Annotated in this window: 14 protein-coding genes; 11 read left to right on the forward strand and 3 right to left on the reverse strand. The window is 42.4% G+C overall.

Going from position 1 to position 14099, the window contains the following annotated elements; genetic code table 11:
* Window positions 1–696 (forward strand): GNAT family N-acetyltransferase, encoded by a 696-nt coding sequence (locus HMPREF9957_RS04390; RefSeq protein ID WP_001144902.1) that lies wholly within the window; start codon window positions 1–3, stop codon window positions 694–696.
* Between the two features lie 11 nt (window positions 697–707).
* Window positions 708–1124, forward strand: coding sequence for a GNAT family N-acetyltransferase (locus HMPREF9957_RS04395; protein ID WP_000628383.1), 417 nt, complete (start codon window positions 708–710; stop codon window positions 1122–1124).
* Between the two features lie 837 nt (window positions 1125–1961).
* On the opposite strand, the gene HMPREF9957_RS0102160 is transcribed toward HMPREF9957_RS04395, so the two are convergent.
* Together HMPREF9957_RS0102160 and HMPREF9957_RS0102165 are read right to left on the reverse strand one after the other, a co-directional pair.
* A complete protein-coding gene (locus HMPREF9957_RS0102160; RefSeq protein ID WP_000970382.1) occupies window positions 1962–2054 on the reverse strand; it encodes a type I toxin-antitoxin system Fst family toxin in 93 nt (30 codons plus the stop codon).
* A 339-nt stretch (window positions 2055–2393) separates the two neighbouring features.
* On the reverse strand, window positions 2394–2486 hold the full coding sequence (locus HMPREF9957_RS0102165; RefSeq protein ID WP_000969509.1) for a type I toxin-antitoxin system Fst family toxin: 93 nt from the start codon (window positions 2484–2486) through the stop codon (window positions 2394–2396).
* Between the two features lie 133 nt (window positions 2487–2619).
* Between HMPREF9957_RS0102165 and ruvB the strand changes: the two genes are divergently transcribed.
* From ruvB to HMPREF9957_RS04445, 9 genes are all read left to right on the forward strand, one after another.
* Window positions 2620–3618 carry a Holliday junction branch migration DNA helicase RuvB gene (gene ruvB, locus HMPREF9957_RS04400; protein WP_004242086.1) on the forward strand — a complete coding sequence of 333 codons (999 nt, stop codon included), beginning with the start codon at window positions 2620–2622 and terminating at the stop codon, window positions 3616–3618.
* Entirely contained in the window at window positions 3599–4171 is a 573-nt protein-coding gene (locus HMPREF9957_RS04405) for a nucleotidyltransferase family protein (protein WP_025170686.1), read from the forward strand. Before ruvB ends, HMPREF9957_RS04405 begins: the two co-directional genes overlap by 20 nt.
* 344 nt (window positions 4172–4515) lie before the next feature.
* Window positions 4516–5274, forward strand: a complete 759-nt coding sequence (locus HMPREF9957_RS04415) for an isoprenyl transferase (protein WP_000466715.1) — start codon at window positions 4516–4518, stop codon at window positions 5272–5274.
* A gap of 8 nt (window positions 5275–5282) precedes the next feature.
* The gene (locus HMPREF9957_RS04420; protein ID WP_000189851.1) at window positions 5283–6086 is read left to right on the forward strand and encodes a phosphatidate cytidylyltransferase; all 804 of its coding nucleotides are present in this window, start codon (window positions 5283–5285) and stop codon (window positions 6084–6086) included.
* Between the two features lie 21 nt (window positions 6087–6107).
* Complete coding sequence (gene rseP / locus HMPREF9957_RS04425; protein WP_000900672.1) at window positions 6108–7367, forward strand: RIP metalloprotease RseP; 1260 nt, start codon at window positions 6108–6110, stop codon at window positions 7365–7367.
* 12 nt (window positions 7368–7379) lie between these two features.
* On the forward strand, window positions 7380–9233 hold the full coding sequence (locus tag HMPREF9957_RS04430; RefSeq protein ID WP_000814055.1) for a proline--tRNA ligase: 1854 nt from the start codon (window positions 7380–7382) through the stop codon (window positions 9231–9233).
* Window positions 9234–9331: 98 nt separating this feature from the next.
* On the forward strand, window positions 9332–10711 hold the full coding sequence (gene bglA, locus HMPREF9957_RS04435; protein ID WP_000943532.1) for a 6-phospho-beta-glucosidase: 1380 nt from the start codon (window positions 9332–9334) through the stop codon (window positions 10709–10711).
* Between the two features lie 192 nt (window positions 10712–10903).
* Window positions 10904–12712 (forward strand): glutamine--fructose-6-phosphate transaminase (isomerizing), encoded by a 1809-nt coding sequence (gene glmS, locus HMPREF9957_RS04440; protein WP_000334241.1) that lies wholly within the window; start codon window positions 10904–10906, stop codon window positions 12710–12712.
* Between the two features lie 117 nt (window positions 12713–12829).
* Window positions 12830–13882, forward strand: coding sequence for an LLM class flavin-dependent oxidoreductase (locus tag HMPREF9957_RS04445; protein ID WP_000229800.1), 1053 nt, complete (start codon window positions 12830–12832; stop codon window positions 13880–13882).
* A 96-nt stretch (window positions 13883–13978) separates the two neighbouring features.
* Here HMPREF9957_RS04445 and HMPREF9957_RS13740 read toward each other — a convergent pair whose 3' ends face one another.
* Window positions 13979–14077 carry an LPXTG cell wall anchor domain-containing protein gene (locus HMPREF9957_RS13740; protein WP_369665123.1) on the reverse strand — a complete coding sequence of 33 codons (99 nt, stop codon included), beginning with the start codon at window positions 14075–14077 and terminating at the stop codon, window positions 13979–13981.
* Window positions 14078–14099: the final 22 nt, after the last annotated feature.

Consider the following 14099-nt stretch of genomic DNA (forward strand, 5'->3'; position numbering starts at 1 on the left):
ATGCCAGTAAACGAATATGGTCAGATGATTGGTGAGTCAATGGAAGGTTATACGCCCGGTGCACTGCCTTCTATTGATTTCTTAGAAGGGCGTTATGCTCGAATAGAGGCTCTCTCGGTAGAAAAGCACGCGGAGGATTTATTAGCTGTTTATGGTCCGGATACGCCTCGGGAGATGTGGACCTACCTCTTTCAGGAGCCAGTAGCAGACATGGAGGAACTGGTCAGCCTTTTAAATCAGATGTTGGCTCGTAAGGACCGTTTTTACTATGCAATCATAGACAAGGCAACTAGTAAGGCTTTAGGAACTTTTTCTCTCATGCGTATTGACCAGAATAACCGAGTAATAGAAGTGGGAGCTGTCACTTTTTCTCCAAAACTCAGGGGGACACGGATAGGGACAGAAGCCCAGTATCTCTTGGCTTGCTATGTCTTTGAGGAGCTTAACTATCGTCGCTATGAGTGGAAATGCGATGCTCTTAACCTGCCATCCAGACGAGCTGCAGAGCGTTTGGGATTTGCCTATGAAGGAACCTTCCGTCAGGCAGTGGTTTATAAGGGGCGTACGAGGGATACAGATTGGTTGTCTATGATTGATAAGGACTGGCTTCAAGTCAAAGCTCGATTGGAAGCATGGCTGACTCCTGAAAACTTTGATAAAAATGGACAGCAGTACAAGAGCTTGAGAGAGCTTTAAGAGGTGTTGAGATGATTACTATTAAAAAGCAAGAAATTGTCAAGCTAGAGGATGTTTTGCATCTCTATCAGGCTGCCGGTTGGACAAATTATACAAATCAACCTCAGATGCTGGAGCAGGCCTTGTCTCATTCATTAGTAATTTATCTGGCGCTTGATGGCGATGCTGTGGTGGGCTTGATTCGTTTGGTTGGAGATGGATTCTCATCAGTATTGGTTCAGGATTTAATCGTTTTACCTAGCTATCAGCGCCAAGGAATTGGTAGTGCCCTAATGAAAGAGGCTTTAGAGGATTACAAAGATACCTATCAAGTCCAGCTGGTGACAGAAGAGACAGAAAAAAACTTGGGATTTTATCGTTTTATGGGCTTTGAAATCTTATCCACCTATAATTGTATAGGGATGACTTGGACGAATCGAGAAAAATAACAAAACTTGTTTTTTCTTAAGCAAAGTTTAAGGATGGTCTAGTATCATATAGTCATTAAATAAAGACCTCCTAACTTTATTTAATGAAATCCTAAAACTTTTTTCATCATAATCTCCTAATAAAGTCACCCAATCAGGTGACTTTTTTGTGGGGTGAGGTGATGGTAATAGAAATTTTTTTGAAAAGTGGTAGAATCTGCGAAAAGTTAAGCTAGTTTTAAGCTTCGTCATGTATCATATAGTTATTAAATAAAGACCTCCTAACTTTATTTAATAAAATCCTAAACTTTTCTTTTTCATAATAATCTCCCTTAACTCCACCCAATCAGGTGGAGTTTTTTGGCTCTATTTCAGGCTTTTGGGAACTATTTTAAAAATCATTTTTCGATATTTTTCGGTATTTTTCGGATTTTGGTCGGGGAATTGGCGGGGACTTTTTGAGATTTTGGCGGGGATTTTTTAGCGAATATGACTAAGAAATAGGTCTGTTGTCGCTTCAGTTACTTCAAACTCAATTTGATTGTAAGTGACTGTTAATTGAAGGACTGAAACTACTGTAATAATGATTTTGCTTGTCCAGTAGTGGCGTATTAAATGAGAAGTGACATGTAAGATTGTCTCTTCGTTTACTAAATCAAAATTTCTATGAAATTGATAGAATCCCTAACTTTCTCTTAAACTTGAAAGTCTTGTTGTACGGCGGTTAAAGATGATGTAAAACATTGACAAAATGTGTGAACTATGGGATAATAAAAAGGAATTGAGTACTAGTTCTATATCATAGGCTAGAAAAGACCCCAAGCTCACGACCAAATAAGCTTGAGGTCTTTTTTGACACTATTTGTCCTTGTTTAGCCATTTATCGACTAATCGAAGAACGACACCGACCACAATTGGTCCGATGATAGTTTTGAGTACTAATTCCATCATGGGCTATCTCACCTCCTTTCGTAGGCGGTGTGGAAGTGCCGTATAATATTATACCACATAAGTGCTAAAGTCGGGAGTCATCCAATAAGATGGAGTTTTTGGCTCTATTTCAGGCTTTTGGGGACTATTTTAAACATCATTTTCCGATAACTTTTACTTAATCTTATAAACTTTATTGGACAGATTCTAAAGTTGGAGAAACTGAATTGATGAAGATACAAACCTTTGACAAATTTTGTGAACTATGGGATAATAAAAAGGAATTAAGTATTGTGTCTATATCATAGGCTAGAAAAGACCCCAAGCTCACGACCAAATAAGCTTGGGGTCTTTTTGACACTATTTGTCCTTGTTTAGCCATTTATCGACTAATCGAAGGACGACACCGACCACAATTGGTCCGATGATAGTTTTAAGTATTGTATCCATCATGGGCTATCTCACCTCCTTTCGCAGGCGGTGTAGAAGTGCCGTATAATATTATACCACATAAGTGCTAAACTCAGGAGTCACCCAATCAGGTGGCTTTTTTGTTTGTGGCTTTGTTTTTTGATATAATAGAGCCATGAGTAGAATTTTAGATAATGAGATAATGGGGGATGAGGAGTTAGTAGAACGCACGCTCCGTCCTCAGTATTTACGTGAATATATCGGGCAGGATAAGGTCAAGGACCAGCTCCAAATCTTTATCGAGGCTGCCAAGATGCGGGATGAAGCGCTGGATCATGTGCTCTTATTTGGCCCTCCAGGCTTGGGAAAAACGACCATGGCTTTTGTTATTGCCAACGAACTAGGTGTCAATCTCAAGCAGACTTCGGGTCCAGTCATTGAAAAAGCTGGTGATTTGGTAGCGATTTTGAATGACTTAGAGCCTGGGGATGTCCTTTTTATTGATGAGATTCATCGCTTGCCCATGTCAGTGGAAGAGGTGCTTTATAGTGCCATGGAGGACTTCTACATTGATATCATGATTGGTGCTGGTGAAGGCAGTCGCAGCGTTCATTTGGAGTTGCCACCTTTTACCTTGATTGGTGCGACGACTCGGGCTGGTATGCTCTCAAATCCACTACGGGCACGTTTTGGGATTACAGGTCATATGGAGTATTATGCTCATGCTGACTTGACAGAAATTGTCGAGCGGACGGCAGATATTTTTGAGATGGAAATCACTCATGAGGCAGCATCCGAGCTGGCCTTGCGTAGTCGTGGGACCCCTCGTATTGCCAATCGTCTCCTCAAGCGCGTGCGCGATTTTGCCCAGATTATGGGGAATGGGGTGATCGATGATCTTATTACCGATAAGGCTTTGACCATGCTGGATGTTGACCATGAAGGCTTGGATTATGTGGACCAAAAAATCCTTCGGACCATGATTGAGATGTACGGTGGTGGTCCTGTTGGTCTAGGAACTCTTTCTGTTAACATAGCAGAGGAGCGTGAGACGGTGGAAGACATGTATGAGCCCTACTTGATTCAAAAAGGTTTTATCATGCGGACACGGTCTGGGCGGGTGGCGACTGCTAAGGCATATGAGCATTTGGGGTATGAGTACAATGAAAAATAAGCAAGAAATTCTAGAGGCTTTTAGAAAAAATCCAGATATGATGGCTATTCTGACTATCATCCGAGATCTTGGCTTAAAAGACTCGTGGTTGGCAGCGGGTTCTGTCAGAAATTTCATCTGGAATTTCTTGTCGGATAAATCACCTTTTGACTGTGAAACAGATGTAGATGTAATTTTCTTTGATCCAGATATTTCTTATGAGGAAACCTTGTCCCTAGAGAAAAAGCTGAGAGAGGGCTTTCCTCAGTACCAGTGGGAATTGAAAAATCAGGTCTATATGCACCAGCACAGCCCTCATACTGCTCCCTATAGCAGCTCTTGTGATGCTATGAGTAAGTATCCAGAACGGTGTACGGCAGTTGGACTGAGCTTGAATGAAGAATCCGTTTTGGAACTCTTTACTCCATACGGTTTGGAGGATATTTTGAATTTTCAAGTTCGTCCAACTCCTCATTTCTTAGAAAATGAAGACCGAATGAAGCTCTATCAAACACGATTATCCAAGAAAAATTGGCAGGAGAAATGGAAAAATTTGATTTTTAAAAATACTTAAGGAAACTTTAAGCTAGGAAGTGTATACTAAGTCCATAAGTTAAGAAGACCTTAACTTAAACTCCTAAAACTTTTTCATAATAATCTCCCTATAAAAAATAAAGTCGCCAAATCAGGCGGCTTATTTTTTTGGCAATGGGCTTTGTGCCTGAGAATAATACTCAATGAAAATCAAAGAGCAAACTAGGAAGCTAGCCGCAGGTTGCTCAAAACACTGTTTTGAGGTTGCAGATAGAGCTGACGTGGTTTGAAGAGATTTTCGAAGAGTATAAATAGCTTAGTGATAGAAGAAAATGGGGAAATATGGTATAATGAAACGATAGATTTTTGAATAGGAATAAGATCATGTTTGGATTTTTTAAGAAAGATAAGGCTGTGGAAGTAGAGGTTCCGACACAGGTTCCTGCTCATATCGGCATCATCATGGATGGCAATGGCCGTTGGGCTAAAAAACGTATGCAACCGCGGGTTTTCGGACACAAGGCGGGCATGGAAGCATTGCAAACTGTGACCAAGGCAGCCAACAAACTGGGTGTCAAGGTGATTACAGTTTATGCTTTTTCTACGGAAAATTGGACCCGTCCAGATCAGGAAGTTAAGTTTATCATGAACTTGCCAGTAGAGTTTTATGATAATTATGTCCCGGAACTGCATGCGAATAATGTTAAGATTCAAATGATTGGGGAGACAGACCGCCTGCCTAAGCAGACTTTTGAAGCTCTGACCAAGGCTGAGGAATTGACTAAGAACAACGCAGGTTTGATTCTTAATTTTGCCCTCAACTATGGTGGACGTGCTGAGATTACACAGGCTCTTAAGTTGATTTCTCAGGATGTGTTAGATGCCAAAATCAACCCAGGTGACATCACAGAGGAATTGATTGGTAATTATCTTTTTACCCAGCATTTGCCTAAGGACTTACGAGACCCAGACTTGATTATCCGTACTAGTGGAGAATTGCGTTTGAGCAATTTCCTTCCATGGCAGGGAGCCTATAGTGAGCTCTATTTTACGGACACCTTGTGGCCTGATTTTGACGAGGCGGCCTTGCAGGAAGCCATTCTTGCCTACAATCGTCGTCATCGCCGATTTGGAGGAGTTTAGGAGGAAATATGACACAGGATTTACAGAAAAGAACCTTGTTTGCAGGGATTGCCCTGGCTATTTTCCTACCGATTTTAATGATTGGGGGACTCTTGCTTCAGATAGCAATTGGAATCATAGCCATGCTAGCCATGCATGAACTTTTGAAGATGAGAGGTCTAGAGACCATGACGATGGAGGGCCTCTTGACCCTCTTTGCAACCTTCGCCTTGACCATTCCCTTGGAGAATTACCTGACTTTTTTGCCAGTTGATGGGAATGTGGTTGCTTATAGTGTATTGATTTCAATCATGTTAGGAACGACTGTGTTTAGCAAGTCTTATACGATTGAGGACGCTGTTTTCCCTCTTGCTATGAGTTTCTATGTAGGCTTTGGTTTTAATGCTCTATTAGATGCTAGAATTGCAGGGTTAGATAAGGCACTATTAGCCTTATGTATCGTCTGGGCGACTGACAGTGGTGCCTATCTTGTTGGGATGAACTATGGTAAACGAAAACTAGCTCCGACCGTTTCTCCAAATAAAACCTTTGAGGGTGCCTTGGGTGGTATTTTAGGTGCTATTTTAGTAACCATCATCTTTATGATAGTTGACAGTACAGTTGCTCTTCCGTATGGAATTTACAAGATGTCAGTCTTTGCTATTTTCTTTAGTGTCGCTGGACAATTTGGTGATTTACTAGAAAGCTCGATTAAGCGTCACTTTGGTGTCAAAGATTCTGGGAAATTTATCCCTGGGCATGGTGGTGTTTTGGATCGTTTCGATAGTATGTTGCTTGTATTTCCAATCATGCACTTATTTGGACTCTTTTAATCAAAAGACGGAGGAAAGACTATGCTCGGAATTTTAACCTTTATTCTGGTTTTCGGGATTATTGTGGTGGTGCACGAGTTCGGGCACTTCTACTTTGCCAAGAAATCAGGGATTCTAGTGCGTGAATTTGCCATCGGTATGGGGCCCAAAATCTTTGCTCATATTGGCAAGGATGGGACGGCCTATACCATCCGAATCTTGCCTCTGGGTGGCTATGTTCGCATGGCCGGTTGGGGTGATGATACAACTGAAATCAAGACAGGAACTCCTGTCAGTTTGACGCTTACTGATGATGGTAAGGTTAAACGCATCAATCTCTCAGGTAAAAAATTGGATCAAACAGCTCTTCCTATGCAGGTGACCCAGTTTGACTTTGAAGATAAGCTCTTTATCAAGGGCTTGGTTCTGGAAGAAGAAAAAACATTTGCAGTGGATCACGATGCAACGGTTGTGGAAGCAGATGGTACTGAGGTTCGGATTGCACCTTTAGATGTTCAATATCAAAATGCAACTATCTGGGGCAAACTGATTACCAACTTTGCAGGACCTATGAATAACTTTATCTTAGGTATTGTTGTTTTTTGGATTTTAATCTTTATGCAGGGTGGTGTCAGAGATGTTGATACCAACCAGTTCCATGTTATGCCTCAAGGGGCCTTGGCTAAGGTAGGAGTGCCAGAAACGGCTCAGATTACCAAGATCGGCTCACATGAGATTAGCAACTGGGAAAGTTTGATTCAGGCTGTGGAATCAGAAACCAAAGATAAGACGGCCCCGACCTTGGATGTGACTATTTCTGAAAAGGGTAGTGACAAACAAGTCACTGTTACTCCGGAAGAAAGTCAAGGTCGTTACCTTCTAGGTGTTCAACCGGGAATTAAGTCAGATTTTCTATCCATGTTTGTAGGTGGTTTTACAACTGCAGCCGACTCGGCCCTCCGAATTCTATCAGCTCTGAAAAATCTGATTTTCCAACCAGATTTGAACAAGCTAGGTGGGCCTGTTGCCATCTTTAAGGCAAGTAGTGATGCTGCTAAAAATGGAATTGAGAATGTTTTGTACTTCTTGGCAATAATTTCCATCAATATCGGGATTTTTAATCTTATTCCGATTCCAGCTCTGGATGGTGGTAAGATTGTGCTCAATATCCTAGAAGCCATCCGCCGCAAACCTTTGAAACAAGAAATTGAAACCTATGTCACCTTGGCCGGAGTGGTCATCATGGTTGTCTTGATGATTGCTGTGACTTGGAATGACATCATGCGACTCTTTTTTAGATAATCGAGGAATATTATGAAACAAAGTAAAATGCCTATCCCAACGCTTCGCGAAATGCCAAGCGATGCTCAAGTTATCAGCCATGCTCTTATGTTGCGAGCTGGTTATGTTCGTCAAGTCTCAGCAGGTGTTTATTCTTATCTACCACTTGCCAACCGTGTGATTGAAAAAGCTAAAAATATCATGCGTCAAGAATTCGACAAGATTGGTGCCGTTGAGATGTTGGCTCCAGCCCTTCTTAGTGCAGAATTGTGGCGCGAATCAGGTCGTTACGAAACCTATGGTGAAGACCTTTACAAACTAAAAAACCGTGAAAAATCAGACTTTATCCTAGGCCCAACTCACGAAGAAACCTTTACAGCTATTGTCCGTGATTCTGTTAAGTCTTACAAGCAATTGCCACTTAACCTTTACCAAATCCAGCCTAAGTATCGTGATGAAAAACGCCCACGTAATGGACTTCTCCGTACACGTGAGTTTATCATGAAGGATGCTTACAGTTTCCACGCTAACTATGATAGCTTGGACAGTGTTTACGATGAGTATAAGGCTGCTTATGAGCGAATTTTCACTCGTAGTGGCTTAGATTTCAAGGCTATTATTGGTGACGGTGGAGCTATGGGTGGTAAGGACAGCCAAGAATTTATGGCCATTACACCTGCTCGTACAGACCTTGACCGCTGGGTTGTCTTGGACAAGTCAGTTGCCTCATTTGATGAAATTCCTGCAGAAGTGCAAGAAGAAATCAAGGCAGAATTGCTCAAATGGATGGTTTCTGGTGAAGATACCATTGCTTACTCAAGTGAGTCTAGCTATGCAGCTAACTTAGAAATGGCAACAAACGAGTACAAACCAAGCAACCGTGTTGTCGCTGAAGAAGAAGTGACTCGTGTTGCAACGCCAGATGTTAAATCAATTGATGAAGTTGCAGCCTTCCTCAATGTTCCAGAAGAACAAACGATTAAAACCCTCTTCTACATGGCAGATGGTGAGCTTGTTGCGGCCCTTCTAGTTGGAAATGACCAACTCAACGAAGTTAAGTTGAAAAACTACTTGGGAGCAGATTTCTTTGACGTTGCTAGCGAAGAAGAAGTGGCGAATCTTGTTCAAGCAGGATTTGGTTCACTTGGCCCAGTTGGTTTGCCAGAGAATATTAAAATCATTGCAGATCGTAAGGTGCAAGATGTTCGCAATGCAGTTGTCGGTGCTAACGAAGATGGCTACCACTTGACTGGTGTGAATCCAGGTCGTGATTTTACTGCGGAATATGTGGATATCCGTGAAGTTCGTGAGGGTGAAATTTCTCCAGACGGACAAGGTGTCCTTAACTTTGCGCGTGGTATCGAAATTGGTCACATCTTCAAACTCGGTACTCGCTATTCGGCAAGCATGGGAGCAGATGTTTTGGATGAAAATGGCCGTGCTGTGCCAATTATCATGGGATGTTACGGTATCGGTGTCAGCCGTCTCCTTTCAGCAGTGATGGAGCAACACGCTCGCCTCTTTGTTAACAAAACGCCAAAAGGTGAATACCGTTACGCATGGGGAATCAATTTCCCTAAAGAATTGGCACCATTTGATGTGCACTTGATTACTGTCAATGTCAAGGACGAAGAAGCACAAGCCTTGACAGAAAAACTTGAATCTAGCTTGATGGAAGCTGGTTACGAAGTCTTGACAGACGACCGTAATGAACGTGTCGGAGTCAAATTCAGCGATAGTGACTTGATTGGGTTGCCAATCCGTATCACTGTTGGTAAAAAAGCAGCCGATGGCATTGTAGAAGTTAAGATTAAAGCGACTGGTGACACCATCGAAGTTCATGCCGATAACGTGCTTGAAACGCTTGAAATCCTCAGCAAGAAATAAAAACTATAATCAGAAGAAAAACAAGGAAAAAATGTAACTAGTTTTTACCTTGTTTTTTCTGTATAATGGGAAAAATGAGTAGATAAAGAGGTAAATGTATGCTAAGATTTCCAAAGGATTTTGTCTGGGGATCCTCCACTTCTGGGCCGCAGACAGAAGGGCGTGTAGCTGGTGACGGTAAGGGAGATAATCTCTGGGATTATTGGTACCAAGTAGAGCCAAATCGTTACTATAATGGAATTGGTCCAGATAAAACATCAACCTTTTATGAAAACTGGGAACAGGATATCGACCTCCTATTAGAAACTGGTCACACGGCCTTTCGGACTTCTATTCAGTGGTCACGGATTTTTCCACAAGGGCGTGGGGAAGTCAATCCTCAAGGTGTGGATTTCTATCGTAAGGTTTTTGAGGCTATTAAGGCTAAGGGGATTCGTCTTTTAGTCAATCTTTATCATTTTGATTTGCCTTTTGCCCTTCAAGAGGATGGTGATGGTTGGGAAAATAAGGCGACTGTCTCAGCCTATGAAGACTATGCTCGTTTTTGTTTTGAGACTTATGGAGATTTAGTGGATCAATGGATTACCTTTAACGAGCCCATCGTTCCTGTAGAATTTGGCTATTTTTACGATGCCCATTATCCACATAAGGTGGATGCAGAGGCAGCCATTAAAGTAGCTTATCATACACAATTGGCTAGCAGTCGGGCGGTTAAGGCCTGTCATGAACTCTTGCCAGATTCCAAGATTGGGATTGTCCTCAACTTGACACCGGCTTATCCACGTAGCCAGCATCCTGCTGATGTCAAAGCAGCTCGGATTGCGGATCTCTTTCAGGCCCAATCCTTCTTAGATCCGTCCGTTTTGGGGACTTATCCACAGGAGTTGGTAGAAATCTTGCATGAATACGGTCTCTTGCCTGATACTACAGAGGAGGAGTTGGATCTCATTCGTGACAATACAGTGGATTTCCTTGGTGTCAACTACTATCAGCCTTTGCGTGTTATGGCACCTCGATTTGCTAAGCATCCAGAGAGTCCACTCTTACCCGAACATTTTTACGAGCCTTATGTGATGCCTGGGCGTAAAATCAATCCTCATCGTGGCTGGGAGATTTATGAGCAAGGGATTTATGATATTGCCCAAAATATCAAGGAAAATTATGGCAATATCGAGTGGATGCTGACTGAGAATGGCATGGGTGTTGAAGGGGAAGAAAAATTCCGTCAAGATGGAATGATTCAAGATGATTACCGTATTGACTTTGTAAAAGGTCATCTTCGTGAACTGCACCATGCCATTGAAGATGGAGCCAACTGTAAGGGCTACTTGATTTGGACCTTTATCGATTGCTGGTCATGGCTCAACAGTTATAAAAATCGCTATGGTTTGGTCGAATTAGACTTGGAAACGCAAGAACGTCGTCTGAAAAAATCAGGGCATTGGTTCAAGGAATTAAGCGATAATAATGGATTTTAAAAAGGACTCTGACTGATTATCCTAATTGGTCAGAGTTTTTTGGTTACAAAAAAGTTAATTTTAACTATACCAATTTTTACTCTTGACAAGTGAAAGAAACAAGTATATACTGTTTTTGCTGATTCTATAAAAGAGGAATTAGACTATACCAATTTTAAGGAGAAAGCACAGCTGGTCTGTGTCGTATATACTATGTGTGGAATTGTTGGTGTTGTTGGAAACATAAATGCAACTGATATTTTGATTCAAGGGCTTGAAAAGCTCGAATACCGTGGCTATGATTCTGCGGGAATTTTTGTCCTAGGTGGTGCTGAAAACCATCTAGTCAAGGCTGTTGGTCGTATTGCAGAATTGTCTGCCAAGACAGCTGGTGTTGAGGGAACAACTGGGATCGGACATACTCGTTGGGCAACTCACGGGAAACCAACTGAGGACAATGCTCACCCACACCGCTCTGAGACAGAACGTTTTGTCTTGGTTCATAATGGGGTCATTGAGAACTACCTTGAAATCAAGGAAGAATACCTTGCAGGTCACCACTTCAAAGGGCAAACAGATACGGAAATCGCCGTTCACTTGATTGGAAAATTTGCAGAAGAAGATGGCTTGTCAGTTCTTGAAGCCTTCAAAAAAGCTCTTCACATCATCCGTGGTTCTTATGCCTTTGCCTTGATTGACTCTGAAAATCCTGAAGTTATCTACGTAGCTAAGAATAAATCACCACTCTTGATTGGTCTTGGAGATGGCTACAACATGGTCTGCTCAGACGCTATGGCTATGATTCGTGAAACCAACCAATACATGGAAATTCATGACCAAGAGTTGGTAATCGTCAAGGCTGATAGCGTGGAAGTTCAAGACTATGATGGTAATAGTCGTGAGCGTGCTAGCTACACTGCTGAGCTAGACTTGTCAGATATCGGTAAAGGAACTTACCCTTACTACATGCTCAAGGAAATTGACGAGCAACCAACTGTTATGCGTAAACTAATCCAAGCCTACACAGATGAGGCTGGTCAAGTAGTAGTAGACCCAGCTATCATCCAGGCTGTTCAAGACGCAGACCGTATCTACATCCTTGCAGCTGGAACATCTTACCACGCAGGATTTGCTTCTAAGAAAATGTTGGAAGAATTGACAGATACACCAGTTGAACTTGGAATTTCATCTGAGTGGGGTTACGGTATGCCACTTCTCAGCAAGAAACCACTCTTCATCTTTATCAGTCAGTCTGGTGAAACAGCGGATAGCCGTCAGGTTTTGGTTGAGGCTAATGAAATGGGAATCCCAAGCTTGACAGTGACAAACGTACCAGGCTCTACTCTTTCTCGTGAAGCCAACCATACTATGCTCCTTCATGCAGGACCTGAAATTGCCGTAGCCTCAACCAAGGCTTATACAGCGCAAATTGCAGCCCTTGCCTTCCTTGCAAAAGCAGTCGGAGAAGCAAATGGAAATGCCAAAGCGCAAGCCTTTGACTTGGTTCATGAGTTGTCAATCGTAGCCCAGTCTATCGAATCAACTCTTTCAGAGAAAGAAACCATTGAAGCCAAGGTTCGTGAGCTTCTTGAAACAACTCGCAATGCCTTTTATATCGGACGTGGTCAAGATTACTATGTAGCCATGGAAGCAAGTCTCAAACTCAAAGAGATTTCTTACATCCAGTGTGAAGGCTTTGCTGCAGGAGAACTCAAGCATGGAACCATTGCCTTGATTGAAGAAGGAACACCTGTCTTGGCGCTCTTGTCAGATCCAGTCCTTGCCAACCATACTCGTGGAAATATCCAAGAGGTCGCAGCCCGTGGTGCCAAGGTTCTCACTATCGCAGAAGAAAATGTTGCCAAAGATACAGACGACATCGTTCTTACGACCGTCCACCCTTACCTCTCACCAATTTCAATGGTTGTGCCAACGCAATTGGTCGCTTACTTTGCAACACTCCACCGTGGCCTTGATGTGGATAAACCACGTAACCTTGCTAAGTCAGTAACGGTAGAATAAGCTAAAAAGTCTAGTTATCTAGGCTTTTTCTTTTGAGCAAATCGGTTGCTTGTAGTCAAGATTCGTGTTAGAATAATTTTTCAAAATGAAGGACCGAAATAGACAAGGAGAATCACTGTGGTAGAATTGGGAATTTCAACATTTGGGGAAACAACGGAGCTTGAAGGGACTGGACAGACTTACAGTCATGCCGAACGCATTCGTCAGTTGGTAGCAGAGATTGAACTGGCTGACAAGGTTGGTTTGGATGTATATGGGATTGGCGAGCACCATCGAGCGGATTTTGCGGTATCAGCCCCAGAGATTGTCCTGGCAGCAGGTGCAGTCAATACCAAGAAAATCCGTTTGACCAGCGCAGTCAGCATTCTCTCGAGCATGGACCCTATTCGTTTGTTCCAACAGTATGCCACTATCGATGCTTTATCAAATGGACGTGCGGAGATTATGGCTGGAAGGGGTTCTTTCACGGAATCATTTCCTCTGTTTGGCTATGATTTGACAGACTACGAAGCCCTTTTTGATGAGAAATTAGACTTGCTCCAGTTAGTCAATGAAAAGACCAAGTTAAACTGGCAAGGTCGCTTGAGCCAAACAATATCTGGCAAGGAAGTTTATCCTCGTCCAGTTCAGGACAAATTACCCTTGTGGATAGCGACAGGTGGTCATGTCGAATCAACAGTGAAGATTGCTCAGGCAGGTATACCGATTGTCTATGCCATTATCGGTGGCAATCCTCGTTATTTTAAAAAATTGATTCAGGCTTATCGTGAGATTGGTAGCGAAGCGGGTCATACCAGTCATGAACTAAAGGTTGGAGCCCATTCTTGGGGCTGGATTGCTGAAGATGGCGAGCAGGCGGTGAAAGATTATTTCCATCCGACCAAGCAAGTGGTGGATGCTATTTCTAAAGATCGTCCGCACTGGCAGGAATTGCGTTATGAGCAATATTTGGAGCAAGTTGGGCCAAATGGCGCCATGTTTGTGGGCAATCCAGATCAGGTGGCCGAAAAATTGATTCGCATTATTGAGGATTTAGGTTTGGACCGTTTCATGCTCCATCTACCGCTTGGTTCCATGCCTCATGACCAAGTTCTGAGAGCTATTGAACTATTCGGAATGCAAGTAGCACCCAAAGTACGGGCTTATTTTGCCATGAAAGAGGCTAAATAAAAAATCCTAATCAAATGTATTATAACCACAAATATTGTACAAAAATTAATCCCCCAATCATTGAGGCTCGGGGGATTTTTCTATAGGAGGGCTAGTTTAGTTCTCTTTTTTGTTTTTTAGCAAGAATCCGAGACCTAGAAGGACAAGGAGGCTGATTCCTGCAAACAGGAGTTTGTAATCGTTGAGCTTAGTTATATCTAGCTATGCAAAGGTTATA

The organism is Streptococcus mitis SK1080, assembly GCF_000220085.1.
Classification (GTDB): Bacteria; Bacillota; Bacilli; order Lactobacillales; family Streptococcaceae; genus Streptococcus; species Streptococcus mitis_K.